The organism is Streptococcus sp. HMSC034B05, assembly GCF_001809055.1.
Classification (GTDB): domain Bacteria; phylum Bacillota; class Bacilli; order Lactobacillales; family Streptococcaceae; genus Streptococcus; species Streptococcus constellatus.
In genome coordinates this window covers 119,755-140,101 of sequence record NZ_KV795627.1, presented here as the reverse complement: position 1 = coordinate 140,101, position 20,347 = coordinate 119,755, and the positions used below count along the sequence as shown (strand labels likewise).

At 37.0% G+C, this 20,347-nt stretch carries 22 protein-coding genes; 3 read left to right on the top strand and 19 right to left on the bottom strand.

The features are described from left to right. Nucleotides 1–257 precede the first annotated feature (257 nt). The 13 genes from HMPREF2542_RS09040 to HMPREF2542_RS08980 all read right to left on the bottom strand — a co-directional run bounded on the left by HMPREF2542_RS09040 (nucleotide 258) and on the right by HMPREF2542_RS08980 (nucleotide 10,816). A complete protein-coding gene (locus HMPREF2542_RS09040; protein WP_058669951.1) occupies nucleotides 258–695 on the bottom strand; it encodes an SP_0198 family lipoprotein in 438 nt (145 codons plus the stop codon). A 48-nt stretch (nucleotides 696–743) separates the two neighbouring features. Continuing rightward, a complete protein-coding gene (locus tag HMPREF2542_RS09035) occupies nucleotides 744–1,988 on the bottom strand; it encodes a bifunctional folylpolyglutamate synthase/dihydrofolate synthase (protein ID WP_058669952.1) in 1,245 nt (414 codons plus the stop codon). A gap of 200 nt (nucleotides 1,989–2,188) precedes the next feature. Next, nucleotides 2,189–2,500, bottom strand: coding sequence for a DUF1292 domain-containing protein (locus HMPREF2542_RS09030; protein WP_003027765.1), 312 nt, complete (start codon nucleotides 2,498–2,500; stop codon nucleotides 2,189–2,191). Between the two features lie 17 nt (nucleotides 2,501–2,517). After that, nucleotides 2,518–2,937, bottom strand: a complete 420-nt coding sequence (gene ruvX, locus HMPREF2542_RS09025) for a Holliday junction resolvase RuvX (RefSeq protein ID WP_003071469.1) — start codon at nucleotides 2,935–2,937, stop codon at nucleotides 2,518–2,520. Further along, nucleotides 2,937–3,203, bottom strand: coding sequence for an IreB family regulatory phosphoprotein (locus HMPREF2542_RS09020; protein WP_009569646.1), 267 nt, complete (start codon nucleotides 3,201–3,203; stop codon nucleotides 2,937–2,939). Before HMPREF2542_RS09020 ends, ruvX begins: the two co-directional genes overlap by 1 nt. A gap of 123 nt (nucleotides 3,204–3,326) precedes the next feature. Continuing rightward, the gene (locus tag HMPREF2542_RS09015; protein WP_003071476.1) at nucleotides 3,327–3,884 is read right to left on the bottom strand and encodes an SP0191 family lipoprotein; all 558 of its coding nucleotides are present in this window, start codon (nucleotides 3,882–3,884) and stop codon (nucleotides 3,327–3,329) included. 104 nt (nucleotides 3,885–3,988) lie between these two features. After that, nucleotides 3,989–4,558, bottom strand: coding sequence for an SP0191 family lipoprotein (locus tag HMPREF2542_RS09010; protein ID WP_037598406.1), 570 nt, complete (start codon nucleotides 4,556–4,558; stop codon nucleotides 3,989–3,991). 84 nt (nucleotides 4,559–4,642) lie between these two features. Beyond that, nucleotides 4,643–5,041: a transcriptional regulator Spx gene (spx, locus tag HMPREF2542_RS09005; RefSeq protein WP_003026638.1), complete on the bottom strand. Its 399-nt coding sequence runs from the start codon at nucleotides 5,039–5,041 to the stop codon at nucleotides 4,643–4,645. Nucleotides 5,042–5,127: 86 nt separating this feature from the next. Next, a complete protein-coding gene (gene recA / locus HMPREF2542_RS09000; protein WP_006269775.1) occupies nucleotides 5,128–6,273 on the bottom strand; it encodes a recombinase RecA in 1,146 nt (381 codons plus the stop codon). A gap of 48 nt (nucleotides 6,274–6,321) precedes the next feature. Then, complete coding sequence (locus HMPREF2542_RS08995; RefSeq protein WP_058669953.1) at nucleotides 6,322–7,590, bottom strand: competence/damage-inducible protein A; 1,269 nt, start codon at nucleotides 7,588–7,590, stop codon at nucleotides 6,322–6,324. A gap of 155 nt (nucleotides 7,591–7,745) precedes the next feature. Further along, nucleotides 7,746–8,375, bottom strand: coding sequence for an ABC transporter ATP-binding protein (locus HMPREF2542_RS08990; RefSeq protein ID WP_006269784.1), 630 nt, complete (start codon nucleotides 8,373–8,375; stop codon nucleotides 7,746–7,748). Next, entirely contained in the window at nucleotides 8,372–10,381 is a 2,010-nt protein-coding gene (locus HMPREF2542_RS08985; protein ID WP_058669954.1) for a hypothetical protein, read from the bottom strand. Before HMPREF2542_RS08985 ends, HMPREF2542_RS08990 begins: the two co-directional genes overlap by 4 nt. 96 nt (nucleotides 10,382–10,477) lie before the next feature. Then, nucleotides 10,478–10,816: a hypothetical protein gene (locus HMPREF2542_RS08980; RefSeq protein WP_058669955.1), complete on the bottom strand. Its 339-nt coding sequence runs from the start codon at nucleotides 10,814–10,816 to the stop codon at nucleotides 10,478–10,480. A gap of 313 nt (nucleotides 10,817–11,129) precedes the next feature. On the opposite strand from HMPREF2542_RS08980, the gene HMPREF2542_RS08975 reads away from it, so the two are divergent. Together HMPREF2542_RS08975 and HMPREF2542_RS08970 are read left to right on the top strand one after the other, a co-directional pair. After that, nucleotides 11,130–11,984 carry an Rgg/GadR/MutR family transcriptional regulator gene (locus HMPREF2542_RS08975; RefSeq protein WP_006269187.1) on the top strand — a complete coding sequence of 285 codons (855 nt, stop codon included), beginning with the start codon at nucleotides 11,130–11,132 and terminating at the stop codon, nucleotides 11,982–11,984. Between the two features lie 160 nt (nucleotides 11,985–12,144). After that, nucleotides 12,145–12,558 (top strand): EamA family transporter, encoded by a 414-nt coding sequence (locus tag HMPREF2542_RS08970; protein ID WP_006269778.1) that lies wholly within the window; start codon nucleotides 12,145–12,147, stop codon nucleotides 12,556–12,558. A 139-nt stretch (nucleotides 12,559–12,697) separates the two neighbouring features. On the opposite strand, the gene HMPREF2542_RS08965 is transcribed toward HMPREF2542_RS08970, so the two are convergent. From HMPREF2542_RS08965 to HMPREF2542_RS08945, 5 genes are all read right to left on the bottom strand, one after another. Continuing rightward, nucleotides 12,698–13,261 carry a DNA-3-methyladenine glycosylase I gene (locus tag HMPREF2542_RS08965; protein ID WP_058669956.1) on the bottom strand — a complete coding sequence of 188 codons (564 nt, stop codon included), beginning with the start codon at nucleotides 13,259–13,261 and terminating at the stop codon, nucleotides 12,698–12,700. Nucleotides 13,262–13,272: 11 nt separating this feature from the next. Continuing rightward, the gene (gene ruvA, locus HMPREF2542_RS08960; protein WP_058669957.1) at nucleotides 13,273–13,863 is read right to left on the bottom strand and encodes a Holliday junction branch migration protein RuvA; all 591 of its coding nucleotides are present in this window, start codon (nucleotides 13,861–13,863) and stop codon (nucleotides 13,273–13,275) included. Nucleotides 13,864–14,248: 385 nt separating this feature from the next. Continuing rightward, a complete protein-coding gene (gene mutL / locus HMPREF2542_RS08955; RefSeq protein ID WP_058669958.1) occupies nucleotides 14,249–16,195 on the bottom strand; it encodes a DNA mismatch repair endonuclease MutL in 1,947 nt (648 codons plus the stop codon). Between the two features lie 94 nt (nucleotides 16,196–16,289). Continuing rightward, nucleotides 16,290–17,438: a tyrosine-type recombinase/integrase gene (locus HMPREF2542_RS08950; protein WP_070484744.1), complete on the bottom strand. Its 1,149-nt coding sequence runs from the start codon at nucleotides 17,436–17,438 to the stop codon at nucleotides 16,290–16,292. 156 nt (nucleotides 17,439–17,594) lie between these two features. Continuing rightward, a complete protein-coding gene (locus HMPREF2542_RS08945) occupies nucleotides 17,595–18,599 on the bottom strand; it encodes a virulence RhuM family protein (protein WP_070484742.1) in 1,005 nt (334 codons plus the stop codon). Between the two features lie 195 nt (nucleotides 18,600–18,794). On the opposite strand from HMPREF2542_RS08945, the gene HMPREF2542_RS08940 reads away from it, so the two are divergent. Then, nucleotides 18,795–19,559, top strand: a complete 765-nt coding sequence (locus HMPREF2542_RS08940) for a hypothetical protein (RefSeq protein WP_001033569.1) — start codon at nucleotides 18,795–18,797, stop codon at nucleotides 19,557–19,559. On the opposite strand, the gene HMPREF2542_RS08935 is transcribed toward HMPREF2542_RS08940, so the two are convergent. Further along, nucleotides 19,554–20,249, bottom strand: a complete 696-nt coding sequence (locus tag HMPREF2542_RS08935; protein WP_070484740.1) for a hypothetical protein — start codon at nucleotides 20,247–20,249, stop codon at nucleotides 19,554–19,556. The two genes, HMPREF2542_RS08940 and HMPREF2542_RS08935, sit on opposite strands and share 6 nt — an antisense overlap. Nucleotides 20,250–20,347: the final 98 nt, after the last annotated feature.

Sequence of the window (20,347 nt, the reverse complement as noted above, 5' to 3'; positions counted from 1 at the left end):
TCTTCTTATTTCTAAATTTTTTCTGAAATACTAAACTTTTTTCATTCTCACATAACTCCAGTATAGAGAATCACTAGCGAGCGCAGATAAAATCCACGAAGCGAACAATTTATAAACCATTTGGAGCGGTGGGTAAAACAAACACAATTTAAAGCAGTGGTTATAAAAACTGATGAAATATCTGAACTCAACCTCCTACATTTGCAAGCTACTATTTAGTTTTTCTATTAAGAGTCATTACTCCAATATCAAATAAGTTATTGCTTCGTTAAAACAACCGTATCATTTTCGCCGTTTTCTTGCTCAATATCCTCAATTGTCAACTGATTGCCATTAATCATATAACGCTCAATGTCGTCACCAATCGTCATTCGCTGATTTGTTGGATCAATGCTCACTTGTTTTACTTCTTTCTTACCATTTGGCTCTTCTTCTGTCCACGTACCACTGTTTCCCTTGATAACCAAAGTGATCTCATCTTCTTCGTCCATACCTTTATAAGTACCGTCTAATTTTTCTACCGAATTTTCTGCAATAGTTGACGAAGTGCTGCTCTCACTTGAGACTGTAGTTGATTGACTGCTTGAGATAGATTGAGATGATGATGAAGTTTGATTAGACTTGGCACACGATGTCAAAATGATAAGCCCTATTAGAAACAATGTGGCATAGCCAAGTTTCTTTAATTGTACCATTTGATTCCCTCCTTTTTTGATTACAATTCTATTCTACTATTTCTCGTTTCAAGCAGTCAATTCTTTCTCCAAAAGAAAAGCACGAACTTCTGCAATGAAATAAAGAGAACCTGTCACAAAAAGAAGCTGATTATCAGTAGAATTTTTAATGAATTGTTCAATAAACTCCCGATAAGAGGAAACATAGGTTTCAGTTGTCAGATTCCACTTGTCTATTGCACCGTCATCCTCAAATGTCGTTATCGTCAACCGCACATCTGGCAATTCTTGTTTTAGATAAGACAGCATTCCCTGATAATTTTTACGTTTCAAAGCACCGAATAAAAGAAAAATTTCTTTTTGTTCTTGCTGGTGAATAAACTCCACCAAACGTGACAAAGCGGGTAAATTGTGAGCCCCGTCCAAATAAATTCCTCTCTCAAAATATTCCAGTCTCCCTGCCCAACGGGTCTCTTGCAAGGCCTTGCGTATCCATTTTACTTGTGGTTGCCAATTTTGCTGTTTCATGAATAAAAGAAAACTTTGCAAAGCAACAGCTGCATTTTCTTCCTGATAAGTACCTTTGAGACCCAGCTGTAAACCAACTATCATTTTATCTTGATTAGAAAATTGTCCTTTTGAAAATGAAAAATCCCTACCGTATTCATACAAAACAACTCCCAACTCATCTGCGCGCAATTCGCAGACCCTTCTGGCTTCTTCAGCCAGCGGCCCGATAACAGCTCGTTCCTTTTTCTTGAAAATCCCTGCTTTCTGCTCCGCAATTGCTACTATGGAGTCTCCTAATGTTTCTTGATGATCCAATCCTACAGACGTTACAACCGCAACATCTCCTATCACTACATTTGTTGCATCTAAAAGTCCACCAATTCCCACCTCAATTAAAGCCACATCTACCTGCTCTTCTTCGAAATACAATAAAGCTATGAGTGTTAAAATTTCAAAATAAGATAATGGAGCTTGTATACGCAAAAGTTGTCTTTCCATTGCTTGAATACGGCGCCCAATTCTAACAAAATCCTTGTCAGAGATTGGTTTATGATTGACACAAATCCGATCATAAATGCTCACCATATGAGGTGACGTAAAAGTTCCCACCTTCTTTTTATGCTCTACAAATAATTGACTCATAAAAGCAATGCTTGAGCCTTTTCCGTTCGTTCCTGTCACATGAATAATGGGATAATTTTCTTCCGGATGATCCAAAAGACTTATAGCCTGTCTCATTCGCTCTAAACCAGAGCGAAAATTTAAACCAATGCGACTCTCTAGCCACGTTTCAATTTCATTCATATTCTTCTCCCAGCAAAAAGGGAGTGAAACAGAACCAGACTTTGGTTCATGTCACACCCCACAATTCACTTGAATGGCTGGAACTCTTGCTCCACATGGGAATTAACCAACCACTCATTCGTATACCATAAAAATAACTATTCACACAGCCTTTCAATCTCTTCATTGTTTGTAATACGAAAAGCTAGTGTACGCAATTTTTATTCTTCCATAAAGCTATTGAAAACTTCTTCAATCATATCCCATTCAGCATCTGAATCTTCTGGAATTGGTTGGAGGTCCCCCTCTGTTCCGTCTTCATTTTCAGTAAACGAATAGGCTTGAATTTCTACCTCGCCATTTTCATCTTCTTCTGCGCTAGCTGGAATCAATAGAACGTAGTTTTTCCCAAATTCTTCTTTTCCATCAATGGTCAAGAGAATTTCAAACAAAGTTTCGTTTCCTTGCTCATCCACTAAAGTAATTAGTTCACGTTCTTCGTGTTCATGGTCATGGTTATGATCGTGTGCCATGTTTTCTCCTTTATTTATTAAAAATTTCGATCTAAATAATTTTGTAATATAAGCTGCGCTGCGAGCTTATCAATCACTTTTTTTCGCTTCTTTCTGCTCACATCCGCTTGCTCAATCAACATTCTCTCCGCAGCTACTGTTGTTAGGCGCTCATCTTGGTATTCAACTGGCAAATGAAATAGCTGCTCAATCTTAGTCCCATAAGCCTGACTTGCTTCTACACGTGGTCCGCTTGTATTGTTCATATTCTTAGGAAGACCTACAACAAACTTGTCCACCTTATATTCTTGGACAAGTTCAGTCAAACGCTCAAAACCAAATTCTTCTTGTTCTTCATTGATGGGAATAATTTCAAGCCCTTGAGCTGTAAAACCAAGTGGGTCACTAATTGCAACACCAACTGTTTTTGAACCAACATCTAACCCCATAATTCTCATTAGAGATCAATGCCTTGTCCTTTCAAATAATAACGAACTAATTCTTCTACAATCTCATCACGTTCATATTTACGAATTTGATTTCGTGCATTATTATAGCGAGGTACATACGCAGGATCACCACTAAGCACGTATCCTACGATTTGGTTGATTGGGTTATAGCCCTTTTCATTCAGCGACACATAGACATCTTTCAATGTTTCACTAATCTCTTTTTTGTTTGAATCATCAAGATTAAAACGTACTGTCTCATCTGTAAATCCCACAATTACACCTTCTTTCACTAGAATACCCATATTATAGCACATTTCAAGACTTTTCACAAATGAAAGGGGTTGAAAAAAGCTGAATAAATTTCAGCTTTTTTTGTTTCATATACACCTATAAAATCATGGATTTGCAACTTCTTTAGCACCAGCTGCTTTGACAGATTCAATATATTGTTTGGGTGTTAAATTTTTGATAGTTGAAAACATAGAGCCATATGTATCCAGTTTTGATGCTTCATCAAGGTTGATTTTGCTCATATCAATATTGATTGCAACTTTAATAATATAGTCTTTTGTAATGTCTGTTTTAACATCAACACCGCCCAAAGACTTAAATTTATCCAATCCTGCAGCCTTTTCAAAAGCAGAAATCAAGTGCGGCTTAGTGCTTTCTAAATCTTGACCCGCTAATGCACTCTTCATATTTTCAGGAAGTATTTGTTCAAGATTTATCACAAACTTCTTAAAGGTTTTTCCTTCATAAGAAATAGTTTGCGTAAGTGTTTGTTCAATCCCTTGGACAGTCTGTTTTTGTTGAAAAGACTTGGTCACAACAGAATCCTTTTTCACAACACTCGAACCAGTCTTACTATCCCCTGACTGATTCTGACCGGATTTTTGACCACAAGCTGTGAGCAGCAACAAACTTGCTCCTAACAAAACAACCGATTTTCTCATAAAAATATCCTCCTTGTATTTTAGAGCTTTATAAGAATAGTATACCATCTTTTGTAAGCGTTGTCAAAAAGAGCCGTCTAAAAAATCAATTCATGTTTAACAAATTATTGATTGACTTCCGTTGCACCACTGGCAATCTGATCTTCAACATATTCTTTTGGTTTCATTTTTAAAAATTCTTTTAATTTCATATTCTTTAAATACTCAGTATTTGCGGCTTTATTAACATCCAAAACTTGAAAATCAAACGTATGAGTTCGCTTCAATTCTTGCTCATTTATAATTTCCAAAGAGGTTGAAAAGCCTTGCAAATTTTTTGCTTGTGTAAATTTTTCATCTTCAGCCAAAGATTTTTCCAATAATTTTTGCGCCTCAGCAACTCCAACCTCAGCAACCACCTTTTTTAATTCTTCTTTCATCGGCAAAATTTGTTCAATCGTTAAACCTAAAAATTGGTTCCCTTTGTAAGTAATTGTTTGCGTTTGCTGAACTCCCTCAGCTGTTTTTGGAAACGATAATTTTTTCGTCACAACCGTTTCTTTTTCAGCATTTGCAATAACTGGCAACGTACTATCAATAGATTGTTTGCTTGCTTTTGATTTTGTTTCTTTCTTTTGACCACAGCCTACTAAGACTGTAAGAATAATGGTTAATAAAATTAGGCTTCTTTTCATAGATTAACTCCTCCTCATTCTTTATTTTATCATATTTTTAATATCAATAAACATTGAAATAAAAAAGAGTGGAAATCCCACTCTTTACAAGGCCGCGCGTAAACGCGCTTCTGTATTTTCAACATTACGAACCGAGCGAGGTAGGAATGCACGAATATCATCTTCTTTGTATCCTACTTGAAGACGTTTATCATCTACTAAAATAGGACTTTTCAAAATACGTGGCGTTTCCATAATCAAATCAATCACTTCACTCACACTCAATTCTTCGATATCTACGCCTAAACCTTTTGCATAACGATTTTTTGAAGACACAATACTTGCAACCCCATTTTCAGTTTTTGTTAGAATATCTAACAATTCTTCTTTTGTAATCCCTTCTTTACCAAGATTTTGTTCTTTATAAGTTAACTGGTGAGCATTGAGCCATGTTTTTGCTTTTTTACAACTAGTGCAACTTGAGACAGTATAAATTGTAATCATGTAAGTACTCCTTTCGCCACACGGTACTATTATCATACTATATTATACCATAAAATCCCTCCGTCTTACGACCTATTTTTAAAAAATTATTCCTCAATCTCAATCGCATCGTCTAAGTCTAGAGTCACTTCCTCTACTTTGTTTGCTGATTTAATTGCTTCTGCATTTTTTTCATCTTCAGTATCATTCTCAATCAAACCATAGTGAACTCGAACCTTGTGATCAATTTCATCAAAAATTTCTGGATGATCTGCTAAGTATTTCTTAGCATTTTCAGACCCTTGCCCAATCTTTTCATCATTGTAAGAATACCACGCGCCCGCTTTTTTGATAATATCTAGGTCTGTTGCAATCTTGATGAGCTCACCTGTTTTGGAAATTCCTTCACCATACATGATTTCCACAAAGGCTTCTTTAAATGGCGGAGCCACCTTGTTTTTCACAACCTTAATTTTGGTTTCCTTACCGACATTAGTGTCCTTTTCATCACCAGTTCCCTTGATTTGAGTATTGCCACGGACATCCAGACGGACAGAAGCATAAAATTTAAGAGCTCGACCGCCCGGTGTTGTTTCTGGATTTCCAAACATAATACCAACTTTTTCGCGTAGTTGGTTGATGAAGATTGCAATCGTTTTGGTTTTGTTGATAGAAGCAGATAGTTTACGCATAGCTTGACTCATCATACGCGCTTGCAAACCAACATGGCTATCTCCGATATCACCATCAATTTCAGCACGCGGTACAAGAGCTGCCACAGAGTCGATGACCACCAAATCTACTGCACCAGAATCAATCAATTTCCCAGCAATTTCTAGTCCTTGCTCGCCAGAATCTGGTTGAGAAAGGAGTAATTCGTCAATATTAACCCCAAGAGCTTGCGCATACGCCGGATCTAGAGCGTGCTCAGCATCAATAAAGGCCGCAATTCCGCCTTCTTTCTGAGCCTGAGCAACAGCATGGAGGGCCACTGTCGTCTTACCAGATGATTCTGGTCCATAGATTTCAATAATCCGACCTTTTGGATACCCTCCTGCGCCAAGTGCAATATCTAACGCCAAGCTACCTGAGCTCATAACTTGAACTTTTTGTTCAGCGCGCTCACCCAAACGCATAATCGCCCCTTTACCAAAATCTTTTTCGATATTTTTAAGTGCATTATCTAACGCTTTTTGACGTTCCTCACCAAATTTTTTTGAAATTTCTTCTAATTTTTTTTGTTTTTTCGCCATTTATTTCTCCTGTATAGTGATAAATTAATTTTCTCGACTATCTAATTATTATAGCATATTTTCGTTTTTTAATAAAGTTTTTCGTAACTGATTGAAAGCATGCAGAACGGCTATTTTTCGTACATCAGTCCGACTACGACCGGCAATATTAACCTTAAAAGATTGTACATTCTCTGTGGTTGCTAAGCCAATATAAACTGTCCCTGCCGGATATCCTTCTAAGCTGTCTGGACCTGCCACACCCGTCAAACTCACTGCATAGTCACTGGCAGTCAATTTTCTGGCCTGCTCAGCCATTTTCTTTGCTGTAAAAGCAGAAACAACTCCATGTTTTTCCAAGTCTGCCAAAGGAATGTCCAGCATGCGGCTCTTTTCCTCCATACTGTAAGTAACAAAGCCACCACTAAAGACATTAGAGGCTCCAGAAAAGTTTGCCAAAGTTGCTTGAAAAAGGCCAGCAGTTAAACTTTCGGCTGCTGTAACAGTCTTGCCTGCTCTCCTCAACAATTCAAAAGTTGTCTGCGCTAGAGAATTATCATCTCCATAAGCATAGAAAAGGTCCACTAAACGTTGTTTCTCAAAAGTCTGTACAGCTAAAATTTTCTTTTCCAAATAAGCAAACTTAGTATCTGCTTCTTTTTGACTGCTAGCCTTTGTGGACAATCGCAATGTCACCTCTCCCGTCTTAGCATAAGGAGCAATGGTCGGATCGATCTGAGCATCAATTAAATCTCCTAAAAGAGTTACTAATTGACTTTCACCAATGCCAAAGAAGCGCAAAACTCTTGAATACAATTTTTGATCCGTTGCTAAAATCGGAATCAGCTCATTGTTCACCATAGGTTTTAATTCACTAGGTGGACCAGGCAGAACAACATAAGTTACACCACTTACTTCAATCACGCCCCCCACCGCAAGTCCGGTTTCGTTTTGTAGAGAAGTCGAATCTTCCACTATCTGAGCTTGCCGCTCATTATTTGGTGTTCGAACATAGTCCAGTCGACTCGCGAAGAAACGATCTAATTTTTCCATAGCTGCTTGGTCAAAGACCAACCTGCGATTTAAAAATTTTGCCAACACCTGCTTGGTCAAGTCGTCTTCTGTTGGACCCAAGCCACCACAAAGAATGACAAGATCGCTCCGTTTCTTTGCAATTTCCAAAATAGATAAAAGACGATTTTCATTGTCACCGACAGCAGTCTGGAAATAAATATCAATCCCTAAACTAGCTAATTTTTCCGATAAAAATTGAGCATTGGTATTGACAATTTGCCCGGTCAGAATTTCAGTACCTACAGCAATAATTTCTGCTTTCATAGAACCTCCTATCTTACTATTCGCAATTTGGTCTTATTTTATCATAAAAAAGATTAAAATTTGTTAATAAAACAATTTTCAAGTTGCTCAGCATATGATCTATAGTATCTTGACAAACAAAAAGAGGCTATGCCTCTTTTTGTTTGTCAATCAATCTAATATGACTGTTCTAATGAGCCACTAATCTGTGTGATATCAACGACCTGATCAACTCGTTCAAAAACATTTGGATCATGCGTCGCAAAAATAACCACAGTGTCTGATGCAACCAAACTAAGCAACAAATCAATAATTGATTTTCCTGTTTGCTGGTCAAGAGCGCCTGTCGGCTCATCTGCTAAAATGACCTTCGCTTTTTTTAATAATAATCGCGCAATTGAAACCCGTTGGGCTTGACCACCGGAAAGCTCATAAATTTTGGACTTCATGACAGACTCATTTAGTCCAACCTGTTTTAAAGCTATCAGAATTTCTGATTTACCCGCCAATAGTTTCAAGTTGTCGAAAACTGTTTCTTCTTCCACCAAAGCATAATTTTGAAAGACATAGCCCAGATAATGTTTAAAATAATCTTTTTCCTTCATTTTCCAAATATCTTGCTTATTGAGCAAAATTCTGCCTTGATCTGGTTTTTCTAAACGAGCAATTGCATTTAACAATGTTGTCTTTCCAGAACCCGAAAGCCCAACTAAAGCATAGGATTGATTCCTTTCAAAATGTAGATTGACATGGCTGTAGACGGTTTTTCGTCCATATTTTTTCGCTAAATTTTCTATCTCAATCATAGTATTTCAAAATCTCCTTTTATAATCTGAACACGATTTTTTCTGACGTTCATTAAAGCAAAGTAAGACATAGCAGTTATCTCAAACGCATAAAGAACTCCTACTAAACCAACTACTAGGAAACTACCTTTCATCACTAAAATTGTCAATGCACTGACGAATAAAATGCCTGCTATCAATGGCAGTAAAGACTGAAAAATTTCTAGATAGCTACTTGCTCCTAACAAACTTTGTAAAGAAATCTTTTTCGCTTTTTGTTTCATGCGAGTGGTAATATATTCATAAATAATAAAGAACTGCGCCAAGACTAATATCAGTAGAGCAGTAATCGTCCCTGTCAGTTGGCTAACAATGTTTTCACGAGCTAATAATAGTTGCTCTGAAATATTTGTCATACTAGAAAAATGAGTCAAACCAGCTTGGCTAATCTTTTCTTTTATCCATTTCTGTTTAAAAGCTCCTTTTGTTGCAAGAACTGTATAATAGTTATCAAAAGCTGCATCTGCTGGTAGATTGTGAAAATTGATTTGCACTAAAATCTTGTTCACTACTTCTTGTTTAGCCAATAATTCATCTGGACCGTCTTTATGGTTAAAAAGAAAAGTCTTCTGTCCATCAGGAATTTCTACGATTTGAAAATCCTCAGCTTTTAAAGCTGAATATCGGAAGTGCTCATAGTTAATTATCTTACGAATATTGTCTATGTGAGCCATCTGACTTTTTGGAATATAGATAACACCTAAGCTTTCTTTCGGTGCTTGCTCATACTTATTTTGAGGATACAATTTTTTATTTTTATTCATCAATCCTGTATTAACATAGAACAATGTTTCTGCAATTTTACTATCGACACCATTTCTTACCAGCTCCTGCTTAAATTCTTCCGGAGCGTGCTTAGTTCGATCTGGGCTAAGGCTAGATTGCTCTGAATAAAGCCAGCCATCTGTCCCAAAAGATTGAATCAATTGTCTATGCTTCGCAGCATTTTCTTTTATAAATGTTGAATCAATTTGATGATTTTCATCAGTATGAGTAGCGGTATTTTCAAACCAAGTGATCGCAGCATAATCTTGAGCTATTTTCCAATTTCCCAAAACAGCTATTTCTTGGGCAGATTTGGAAATGGTTTTAACACTTTCCGATGCAGTCACGCCAAAGATAAAGCAAGATAGCAAAATTCCAAAAAGCCAGATATAAAGTACTAACGGATTTGATTTTTTATTCTTCAAGACAGTTACAGCTCCCATAAGGCGAACATTTAAAGCAAAAAGTAGATTGACAAGTAAGCTAATAACCATCAAAATAAAGAGATTGAGAAATAGTAATAAGCTAAACGTCTTAACATAAACATTTACCATACTACCTTGCCATAAAACAAAAAGTAGCCACACAAGGATTCCTGTGCTAATCAAAATAGTAGAATCCAACCAAAGTGAACGCCGAAATTCTCTATCAAAAAGCCCCAGACTGCGCTGAATCATAGCTTTTTTAACATAAAGCATTTTGACTGCAAAAAGAAGCACAGCAAAAACAAAAAATAAAGTCCAAACTGCCAGAGAGCGTAAATTCATAAATAGAAAGTTGATTGGCACTAAGTACCACGGAAGGTCTGCTCCTGTGTAAGTCAAGCCAAATCGCTGCAATTCTGTTTTTAATTCTGTCGGTAGCGCCTTACTAGAATAATACATACCAGTCGCGGTACTTGCTGCCAAGACTCCTCGATCCGTGATATAAGATTGATTTTTGCGCTGTATCTTTCCAAAAACAAATGTAGCTTGCTGACCACTTTTATCTAAAAAAGGACGATAAATAGTTAATTGCTTTTTATCTGCAATTTCCTGTATTTTATCAAAAATTTGGTTTTTATCAACCTCACTAGAGCCCGTCAATGAAAAAGCTGCCTGCGCAGGATAAGGAATGTCGTTCCCAAATTCTTTAACAGCACCTAAAGATAAAAATGATATTAGTAAGACAAATAAAGAAAGAACGGTTAGCCGCCACTTCATACAAGACTCCTTTACAACAAAAAACAAGGAGGGAAAACTGAAATTCTACTATGCAGGCATTTCCCTCCACGATAAGTTTATTAAATCGTATGACTATTAGAATTCATACCAAGAATAAAATGACTTTGCTTGAATCCATGACCAATGTTTTGTAGCTCCTGAATTTGCCCAGCCATAATTTGATTTGGCATAGTCTTTTACATTTCCCCATATATCGGTCACAGATGAGCCGCTTCCAAGACGGATTGGTGCTTCTAAATAATAATGCGAGTAGGCCCATCCATTTGATGTTACACCATAATTCCAAGTATCCTTATAAGTAGGATGAGGATGCTGGGTATCTGCCGAGACCCCACCTCCAGCCAAAGGACTAAGAATAAGGGCAAGAGCACCAATAAGTGCTAATTTCGTAAATTTATTTGAACTATTTGACATGGTTTCCTCCTTTATATATATGATATATCAAATATTGTCTTAACTAGTATAGACTTCCATTTGATGACAATATCATAACGTGTTATTTCCTAATTTGAATGAAATGTAAACATAATTCACACCTTACTTATTAAAATGGCCAGATACTTGGATACAGTAACAAAAGTATCATCAATTGTAAACAAGCTGTTCTCATATTCTCCCTCCGTTTCTTTATAAATTTTCACTTCTATGTTATAATATTTGAAATCACTTTTTTGAAAACGCTAACTTTTTTCACACTATATTATTCTGAGAGGTTTATAGGTTTGTTATGAGGTATGATTTCGGAGCTGTTTATAAAGAAATTCGCAAATCAAAAGGTTTATCGCAAGCAGATGTATGCGGAGAGGTTCTATCCCGAACAACTCTGGCTAAATTTGAAAGCGGGAAGGCTACTCCCAAATACGAAAATATGGAATTTTTACTACGTCAAATCAATATGAGTTTTGAAGAGTTTGAGTATATCTGTCACGTCTATAACCCTAGCCCCAGAAGTATCATATTTAACAAAGCTTTAAATATAAGCTCTATTAGTGGCACACAAGATTTAGAAGAGCTACAAGAACTCTGTGAAAGATATCTTCGTAAGGAATACGATTTACCAATTAAGCATATTCATGATTTGTTAAAACTTTTCATTTCTATTAGAAAAAACGGAGTTAAAACATTAACAGATGAAACAATCTCTATCACCAAGCAGTTTTGGAATTATTTAGAAAAAGAAGATACTTGGTATAAAAATGATTTTAGGATTCTAGTATCTATTTTACATCATTTTTCGATGGATACCCTACATTTGATTACTGATAAAATTTTGGAAAATTTAGAGAAATATAAAGACTATAAAAATTTTCAAAACGATCGCTTAACTCTTCTCTCAAATTTAGCAGGAATCTATTTGCACCATAATGAATTTCACCAATGTGAAAAAATTGTCACACTAGCTTTAGAGACTGCACAAAAGTTAAAGAGGTATGATGCTTTAGCTTTATGTAATATTCGATTAGGAATTTGTCAAAATAATAATAAATTAATCAAAAAAGGATTGGTCTTATTAGAAATCACAGATGAACTGGATTTATTACAAGATATGAAACACGAAATCAACCATTTCCACAGGTCTTAGCTTGTGGTTTTTTATCAACTATGTTCAAATTCTTTCCATATTTTAATTTATACAAAGAAAAACCAGACAGTTCTTGCTGCCTGAGTTTCCTTGGTTTACTTGTGTTAGATAGAATCAAATGTGATAAAATAAAAGAATAAAACTTTAAGGGGCTTCCATTATGTGGGCAATTTTTGCATTTTTTTCTGCTTTGTTTGCAGCACTGACATCTATCTTAGCTAAAATTGGGATTGCTGGGGTTAATTCTAATCTAGCAACAGCTATTCGGACAGTAGTCGTCGTTTTGATGGCTTGGGGTATAGTTTTTTTAACTAAAGGACAAATTGGTTTAGCTAACATCAGTAAGAAAAACTGGATTTTTCTGATTTTATCAGGCCTAGCAACAGGCGCTTCTTGGCTTTGTTACTACCGAGCATTGCAAGAAGGAGAAGCCTCCAAGGTCGCTCCTATTGATAAGCTTAGTGTTGTTCTCACGCTCATCCTTGCTTTTATCTTTCTCCACGAAGATTTTACTATGAAATCCTTAATTGGCACCATCTTGATTACCATTGGAACCTTAATCATGGTTTTGTAGCGTTCGGCATATTAAAGAGACAGTTTTTTCTCTAAACTGTCTTTTACGTTATTCGACTGTCATCTTTTGATTCCATTTTATTGTATGTTTAGTGAGAATATAGTACAAATTTAGCAATATTGGTAAATGCTTTTATGCCTTATTTTTTAGGATTCCATTCACAACTTGTTTCATGATCATTGACCAATCCTGCTGCCTGCATGAAAGAATAGACACAAACAGGACCGACAAACTTGAAGCCTCGTTGCTTCATATCTTTAGCTATTTTTTCGGACAGGGAAGTTTTAGACGGAGCAAGTCTGTAATACTTGACAGAATTGTCAATCGGTGTAAATCCAACAAAAGACCAGAGATAATGATCAAAACTACCGTATTGTTCTTGAATAGCCAAAAAAGCTTGGGCATTGGCTCTGGTTGCATAGAGCTTCATCTTATTACGGATAATATCCGGATTGTCCAAAAGACCATCCAAGTCTGCATCTGTCATCTGAGCAATTTTCTGCGCGTCATAGAAATGAAAGGCCTCCCGAAAAGCCTGACGTTTATTCAAAATGGTCTCCCACGAAAGTCCCGCCTGATAGGTCTCCATGCAAAGCAGTTCAAATAACTTCCAATCATCATGAAGGGGTCGACCCCACTCTTCATCGTGGTAGGCTACATACAAGGGGTTGTTCATTTTTACCCAGCCACAGCGTTTGGTCATGCTTCTACCTCCTATTTCACCAACATCTTGAGAGCTGACTTGATGTAGTTTTCAGCTGTATCTGTCGTGCCTTCAAAGAATTTCTTGATTTTCTTGAGTTCAGCAGCCCTGTAGCCCAGAGCCAGCATGGCTTCCATGGCTTCTTCCAACTCCTGGTTATCTGCAGTCTGGACGGAAACCTTGCTTTCCGCTGGCGCACCTGTTGCTACCACTTTACCTTCCAAGTCCAACACCATCTGCTGGGCTGTCTTTTTGCCTATCTTGGGAAACTTGGTCAGATAGGTGATGTTTTTCTGCTCAATGGCTTGCACCAATCCAGCATTATCATCGGCTGCGATTATCGCAAGAGCAGAAACGGGGCCAATACCAGAAACCGAAATCAAATTGAGAAAAAGCTGTTTTTCATCTTCTGTGCCAAAACCGTAGAGGAGCTGCGCATCCTCTCTGATCACTTGATGAACAAAAACCTGAATTTCTTGATTGAGCTGACCTGAATAGGCATAAGGGTTAGCCACATGAAAAATATAGCCAATTTGTCCTACTTCCACCACAATATACTTGGCTGTAATTTTACTTAAAATTCCTTTGAAATATTCGTACATCATGTCTCCTTTTCAACCCTTTTAGTATATCATATTTTGGAGTTAGAAAATAAAAGAAATCATTCTATCCTTTTGACAATCACTTTACAAAATTCTTGGGTAGTTAGCTATTTATCCATGGATATCTATCTTGCTCTTCTCTGAACTATAAATTTGTATAGCCTAGTATTGAGGTATTCATAATATCTATCAAGAGAGACAGTCTGTCAATCCTTTTGTCAAGCTCGGCAGAAAGTCTTTTCTCTTGTCTTTTTAGCTATAGGACTTTTCATAAGGACAAAAGCAGCCATTCAGTAGATCTACTAGCTGAAAGTCTTGCAGATGATTTTAAAAACAGCTTCAGTCATTGTTAGCTGAAGCTGTTTTAGAGTTTCTATAAATAGTTTCAATACTTGCCCAATTCTCGCAAGCTGGTGTGGTTTTCCTGAATGCGACGGAACATTTTTTCCATATCAGATTTGGTAAAGTTTACCAAAACTGGACGACCGTGAGGGCAATTGTAGGGATTGTCACATTGCGATAACTGGAAGATCAAATCACGTGCCGAATCATTATCTAAGCTATGATTGGCCTTAATAGAGCGTTTGCAACTCATCATAATCGCTAGTTCAGCTCGGTATTTCTTGATAGAAACTTCCTTGGTAAGGAGCAGCATATCACACATTTCATAGATACCCGACTCGATTTCCTCTTCCTTCATCCAGATAGGGTATTCCCTCAGAATAAACTGATTGCTGCCGTATTCGTCCAAGAAAACTCCGACTTCTTCCAGCAGATTCATCCGCTGCTTGAGCCGCAACATATCGTCCGCTGGAAATTCAAAGATATAGGGAACCAAAAGTTGCTGCTGACTGTCATCCACATCACCGATTTTTTCCCGATAATACTCATATTTGACTCGCTCCTGCGCTGCATGCTGGTCGATAATATAGAGACCACCATTTCCTTGTGCAAAGAGGTACGTGCCATGCATTTGCCCGAAATATTCCAGTTCTGGAAAAGTTGAAGATTCTTCTCCATCTAACTTATCTAAAGCTCTTTCTAAGCTTGACTGATCCAGTTCTGGATGATCTAGCTGATCGTAAGAAGGAGTTTGCCTTGCTGCAAATTTGACAGAAACTGCTCTGGAAGCAAGCATATCTGTATCAGTATGCTGCTGATCAAATGTAGCATTTCCCTCAAAAGGAAGATTGCTTTCTGATACTTGAGGTCTAACAAAAAAGTCATTTCTCTCTTTGTCATAATAGAGTCGGTTTTCTTTGAGCGGAAGACTCGTCTGCTCCGACTTATTTGCTCTGTTAATGGTTGATTTTGCTAAATTCTCCAAAGCATCCGGAATCAAATCCTGTTCTTTTAAACTCGCAGCAATAGCTTGCGAAATCAAGACCATCAGTTCTCGCTCCTTGGAAATCCGCACTTCTTGCTTAGTCGGATGAACATTAACATCCGCAAGGTAAGGATCAATCTGGATAGCAATCACAGCAATCGGGAATCGCCCAACCATGAGCTTACTACCGTAACCATCAAGAATAGCTCGATTGAGCAGGAAGTTCTTGATGTAACGACCATTGATGAGAATGGTGATGTAGTTACGATTGGCACGCGTCAACTCTGGTAGACTAATATAGCCTGATACTTCAAAATCCAGATTAGAAGCTGAAATTTCAATCATTTTTTTTGCTGTTGTTAATCCATAGATACCAGCAATTGCTTGACGCAAATTTCCTGTTCCTGCTGTCCGAGTCAACTCTTTACCATCATTGAGCAAGATAAAAGCGACCTCTGGATGAGCTAAGCTCAAACGGTTAATCATATCTACAATGTGAGATAGTTCTGCTTGCTGACTTTTCATATATTTCAAGCGAGCAGGCGTGTTGAAAAAAAGGTCTTCCACTTTGATTTTGGTACCCTTAGGGCAACTACTTGGTTCCACAGTTTCAATTTCTCCCCCCTGAGCAATTAAACGCGTCCCATGTGTTCCACCATTTGTCGCAGTTTCAATTGTCAGGCGTGAAACAGAAGCAATAGACGGAAGCGCTTCACCACGAAAGCCCAAAGTCCGAATCCGAAAAAGATCGGCTTGCTTCTTAATTTTACTCGTTGCGTGCCGCCGCAAAGCCAAGGAAACCTCCTCATGCTCAATTCCTTCACCATTATCGATGACTTGAATACTCTTGAGCCCTGCTTCTTCAATCTCAACTATAATTTGAGTGGCACCAGCATCAATGGAATTCTCTATCAGCTCCTTGACCACGCTGCTAGGTCGCTCGATGACCTCACCAGCCGCAATCTGATTAGCAAGATTTTCTGGTAATTCTATAATTTTTGACATAGTTTTTGGTTTTACCCTTTCTAAACGTTGATTTAATAAGGTTCTGATGATGTTTACACCTATCAAAAATACAATTTGTTCACCTTTTTGTGGACTAAAGGGAGCTAATAGCTTTCTCAAAGTAAGCTACTGCTTCTTTTTCTTTGTCTCTTGATAGGTGGCTGTAGATGTCTAAGGTCATTGTAATATTTGCATGACCTAAGCGATATTGTAATTCTTTGTATGAGATACCAGCATTCAGTAATAAACTAGCGTGAGTATGGCGGAAAGCGTGAAAGGTAAAGCGAGGAATACCTGCTTCTTTGCAACGGGTATCTAAAGCACTTTGCCTGATTGCCAAATCAAAATATTCTCTTGTAGGGGTGGCAAAGACTACGGACGGAGCACGCGCCCCAGTCTCGAAAAATAGCTGGCGTTGCCTATTCTTGTATAGACGCAGCATATTGACCGTTTTCTTGTCTATGCTAATGGTTCGATTGGCTGACTTGGTCTTAGCTGTACTAACCGCCTTTAAGCCTTTGTTATACGTTTTATTTACTGTGATTGTACTCTTATCAAGGTCTATGTCAGTCCATTCTAAGGCGCAGGCTTCACCAATACGTAACCCTGTAGACAAGAGCAAATGATAAAGGACATACTCATAATACAAACTATAACGCTTGTACTGCTTCTTTTCTAGATTATCAAGAAAAGCCTTCAAATCATCTGGAGCAATAAACTTTACCTTGTTATCATCAGCCTTCTTTTGTCTTCTAGGAAGTATAATATCTCTAGCTGGGTTATTGGTGACAAGTTGCAGCAATATTCCTTGCTGAAAAATCCTCCTGATGATTGACCGTATTGTCACAAAGTTTTCAAAATATCTTGATAACTGATTGATAAAAACTTGTATATCACTAGCCGTTATCTTGTCAAGTTGTCTGTTCCCAAAAACTGGGTAAATATGGGTTCTTAGATTGCTCAATGTTGCCTCATAGGTTTGTGGCTTAACGGTCAGCTTATAGCTTTCTAGCCATATATCAGCCAGCTCTTGAAAATTCTTGACCATGACTGCCTTTTGAATGGTTGAGCCATTCAGTTTAAAATCTATCTGGGCTTGTTGAGCTTTTGATTTAACCTCTTTTCTTGTCCGTCCTGTTACGCTGGTTTTTACTTTCTTACCTGTTACCTGGTCAACACCGAGATAAACACTAGCGCGGTATACAGTTGTACCGTTTTTCTTTTTGACTTCTGTTATTCTCATGATATCCCTTTCTATCAGCAGGCAAGCCGTAAAAGTTTTAGATTGGGTTTATATCATGCTAGGAGCTACGAGAATACCCCTATTTTCGTTTGTTTTATGTAAGACGGTAAATTATACCAGAAAAGAAAACAGGCGCTTAAAACGCGTTTTATGAGGTTATTTGTCAATCAGTCCTTTAAGCTCTTTCTCAAAGTCTGAATTTATCTTTTGGGTTTTGTTGAAAAGTTGATATTCTAACTTTGCCTTATCCTTAGCAGCCTTAGAAGTGATTTTACCATGACCCTCTAAAATATCGTATTCTTGGAAAGTCAAAAAGCGGTCAATGCTTTCAGCAAGCTGTTGCATGGTCTGGGTTTTTCGCTGCTCTATTTGTCTTTCAAGGTAATCAAAATAGCTGGAGATACTTCTTTCAAGAGAGCGAATTTCTTTTTCTGTTAGGTAATTCTTTGCTACCTGGGCATCCATTTGTAAGATACGACCGTCTGGGGAATTTTTCCAAGTGGTTAGTCCCATGTTGTCCTTGGTATGGTCTGCTTTCGTATATATAATTTCTGCAGCAGTCTGACCAGTAATAGCATAATGAAACTTGTTTTGTACATCAGCATAGAATTGTTTTGTAAGTGTACTTTGTGGGTCATAATCGATAGAAATCTCTGCAAAAATATCCGTAATCTGTAACCAGATACGGCGCTCACTAGCACGGATAGAGCGGACACGTTCCAAGAGTTCGCGGAAGTAGTCTTTTCCTAGGAGGTTTTCCCCTTGTTTCAAGCGTTCGTCATCCATAGCAAAGCCTTTTATCATGTACTCACGCAGTACCGAAGTAGCCCATTGTCTGAAGCGCGTGGCTTTTTGAGAGTTGACCCGATAACCTACGGAGATAATGGCGTCAAGATTGTAGTAGCTGACATCCTTAGTTTGGGTTTTATCAGCAATTGCACCGTGTTTTGTGGTTATTTCCATTTTGGAAACAACCACTTTTTCTTCTAATTCTCCCTCTTCAAAGATATTTTTTAAGTGCTTACTAATGGCAGGGACACCAACACCAAACAGCCTAGCCATTTCTTTCTGACTAGCCCAGATAGTTTCCCCGCGTATAATAACGCTAGCTGTTTCTTGGTTGTTATCTGCTGAATAGATTAAAAATTGTAATTCGTTCATAGCTTCCTTTCTGTTGGTGTTTTAAAAATTAGATTTTAAGATGTTTGATTTGCTGAACTCCGAGCGAACCCCGAGAAATCACGCGCTTTGTTAGTTATAATCGGCTTTTTCGGCTACCCTAAAAGAAAAATATTAGGATGAGGTTCCAGGGATTTTTATGTTACAATACTATTAAAGACTATTTGGAGCGATAATATGAATAAAATAAAAATTACTCTTATATTTACTTCTTTGGCATGGACATTTGTGAATTTATATCAAGCTTTACAATCACCTACTGTGATAAATCTGACTAGTTTCGTCGGAATTGTTCCCATTATTGCTGCTTTGTATTCCGAAATTGATTGGCTTTATATTCATTGGAACAAATTTAGAGCCTATATATTTTTAAAAACAGTTTCTTTTACCCCAAAAAGTTCTAAATTTTTAAAAGAAACTATTACACTTAACCAATTAGAAAAGCAAATCCGATCAGTACTTAAGGAAAATGACTATTCCATAAATGAAGCTACTTTCAGCAAAACTCATGAAGATATCTATATAGATATAGAATCAACAAGAGGTATAAGAAATAAGTTGAGTATTAGTTTACATCCAGAAAGCAATGGACAGAGACTGATATTCAAGGCTGACTATCAATTAGCGTATAGAGATGTAAAAAAACAGTGGGACTCTTTTTTGTCACTAAGAGATAATCTGTTTTCTATTTATTCTAGGGAAGAAAGTAGCAAAGAACGGTTTGATGTAACCATTAAGACTGATAAACACAGGAAATATAATCCATTTTACAGAATGACTGTACGACATCTTGGAAAAAAAGAAGTAAAGAAATTTGATTTGCAATTTAAGGACAATGATCTATCGGTCAAAACTACCCTAAATAAGATTTATGGAACATCTAATAATCGTCAAGACATAGAAAAATTAATTAATGAATATATACCATTGTCACGGTTATGATAGCACTCCAATTTTCATTAGTGTTGCGATAGAAAATTCTAGCATCGGATATTCTTTTTGTTCGGAGATATCTGTCAAAGATGTGAAAGAGAGAATAGTACCAGACTGAGTCAGCATTATTGTTCTTGATTTACCCAATATATCCAATGTACCTATTATCTTTGTTGCTTCATCATTTGCCAAAGCTTCAATTGCTTCATCGTTTACATCAACCTCGTCTCCTGAAAATGACTTACTTGAGACACCGGCATCAGTACTATTAAAACTAACTCCTTTTGTTTGTGGCATCATGTTGGAAATTGCCATTAAATCAAATTTTAACGATGTATAATTAATATTTAGTGTATCAATTTTTTCCAATTCTTTTAAAAATTTTTTCGCTGTAGGAGTTGTTGTAGTCAAAAATAATAATTGATCAGTTTGCGAATAAAAAATATCGAATTCAAAGGCTTTTTGGTAATTGTCGTATTGTTGATATTCGTCAGCATCAGAGTTATATACCAAGATTTCATCGTCGATTGTCTTTGTATAACTTCCTTTAAATTTAGTGTATACTTTTCCTTCTATGGTCAATGTTTGGTCAGTTGTTGTAATTGAGCCAATGGTAACATTGGCTTTTTTGATGTCTGTAGTACCGTTTGGTATTTCAAATTCATAAACTTGTCTAACAGAAATAGAAGTAGCTCCCATAATATTTTCTCCTTTTTTAATTTACTAATGTTAAATACTTTTCTTTGCCCCTCACACTCAAAGATGGCGATGGCGAGTGTGGGGATTTTTTGTTTTAT

Excerpts from the sequence above, each read along its gene's own strand:
- HMPREF2542_RS09040 (WP_058669951.1), bottom strand. The coding sequence starts at position 695 with ATGGTACAATTAAAGAAACTTGGCTATGCCACATTGTTTCTAATAGGG.
- HMPREF2542_RS09035 (WP_058669952.1), bottom strand. The coding sequence starts at position 1,988 with ATGAATGAAATTGAAACGTGGCTAGAGAGTCGCATTGGTTTAAATTTT.
- HMPREF2542_RS09030 (WP_003027765.1), bottom strand. The coding sequence starts at position 2,500 with ATGGCACACGATCATAACCATGACCATGAACACGAAGAACGTGAACTA.
- ruvX (WP_003071469.1), bottom strand. The coding sequence starts at position 2,937 with ATGAGAATTATGGGGTTAGATGTTGGTTCAAAAACAGTTGGTGTTGCA.
- HMPREF2542_RS09015 (WP_003071476.1), bottom strand. The coding sequence starts at position 3,884 with ATGAGAAAATCGGTTGTTTTGTTAGGAGCAAGTTTGTTGCTGCTCACA.
- HMPREF2542_RS09010 (WP_037598406.1), bottom strand. The coding sequence starts at position 4,558 with ATGAAAAGAAGCCTAATTTTATTAACCATTATTCTTACAGTCTTAGTA.
- spx (WP_003026638.1), bottom strand. The coding sequence starts at position 5,041 with ATGATTACAATTTATACTGTCTCAAGTTGCACTAGTTGTAAAAAAGCA.
- recA (WP_006269775.1), bottom strand. The coding sequence starts at position 6,273 with ATGGCGAAAAAACAAAAAAAATTAGAAGAAATTTCAAAAAAATTTGGT.
- HMPREF2542_RS08995 (WP_058669953.1), bottom strand. The coding sequence starts at position 7,590 with ATGAAAGCAGAAATTATTGCTGTAGGTACTGAAATTCTGACCGGGCAA.
- HMPREF2542_RS08990 (WP_006269784.1), bottom strand. The coding sequence starts at position 8,375 with ATGATTGAGATAGAAAATTTAGCGAAAAAATATGGACGAAAAACCGTC.
- HMPREF2542_RS08985 (WP_058669954.1), bottom strand. The coding sequence starts at position 10,381 with ATGAAGTGGCGGCTAACCGTTCTTTCTTTATTTGTCTTACTAATATCA.
- HMPREF2542_RS08980 (WP_058669955.1), bottom strand. The coding sequence starts at position 10,816 with ATGTCAAATAGTTCAAATAAATTTACGAAATTAGCACTTATTGGTGCT.
- HMPREF2542_RS08975 (WP_006269187.1), top strand. The coding sequence starts at position 11,130 with ATGAGGTATGATTTCGGAGCTGTTTATAAAGAAATTCGCAAATCAAAA.
- HMPREF2542_RS08970 (WP_006269778.1), top strand. The coding sequence starts at position 12,145 with ATGTGGGCAATTTTTGCATTTTTTTCTGCTTTGTTTGCAGCACTGACA.
- HMPREF2542_RS08965 (WP_058669956.1), bottom strand. The coding sequence starts at position 13,261 with ATGACCAAACGCTGTGGCTGGGTAAAAATGAACAACCCCTTGTATGTA.
- ruvA (WP_058669957.1), bottom strand. The coding sequence starts at position 13,863 with ATGTACGAATATTTCAAAGGAATTTTAAGTAAAATTACAGCCAAGTAT.
- mutL (WP_058669958.1), bottom strand. The coding sequence starts at position 16,195 with ATGTCAAAAATTATAGAATTACCAGAAAATCTTGCTAATCAGATTGCG.
- HMPREF2542_RS08950 (WP_070484744.1), bottom strand. The coding sequence starts at position 17,438 with ATGAGAATAACAGAAGTCAAAAAGAAAAACGGTACAACTGTATACCGC.
- HMPREF2542_RS08945 (WP_070484742.1), bottom strand. The coding sequence starts at position 18,599 with ATGAACGAATTACAATTTTTAATCTATTCAGCAGATAACAACCAAGAA.
- HMPREF2542_RS08940 (WP_001033569.1), top strand. The coding sequence starts at position 18,795 with ATGAATAAAATAAAAATTACTCTTATATTTACTTCTTTGGCATGGACA.
- HMPREF2542_RS08935 (WP_070484740.1), bottom strand. The coding sequence starts at position 20,249 with ATGGGAGCTACTTCTATTTCTGTTAGACAAGTTTATGAATTTGAAATA.